General features: G+C 69.3%; 1 pseudogene. It reads right to left on the reverse strand.

Annotated elements, in window-relative coordinates:
• Positions 1–188 (reverse strand): annotated as a pseudogene (locus ACEN88_RS35235) (carbohydrate kinase); the annotation flags it as partial.
• Between the last annotated feature and the right edge of the window lie 99 nt (positions 189–287).

Below are 287 nucleotides of genomic sequence, written 5' to 3' on the forward strand. Positions count from 1 at the left end.
CGGCCGAACAGGTCGCGCGACAGGCCGCCGAAGAACGACGCGGTGCCGCCCAGCCGCGCCACGCCGGTCGCCAGGTTGAACGGCGAACCGCCCTGGCAGGCCGACAGGTCGATGGCGGCCGCCCGCTTCTCTCCCCCCTCCTCCGCCGCGAACACATCGAACAACGCTTCACCACACACAACGATCATGCTTCCTCCTGCCGATTGAAATTGTTTTCGATACGCCTGCCGTCCGGTCCGAACACGTGCAGCGCGCCGTCCGCGGGCGCGACGGCCCAGGCGCTGCAC

This window comes from Massilia sp. CT11-108 (assembly GCF_047302915.1).
In the GTDB taxonomy this organism is placed as follows: Bacteria; Pseudomonadota; Gammaproteobacteria; order Burkholderiales; family Burkholderiaceae_D; genus Telluria; species Telluria orientalis.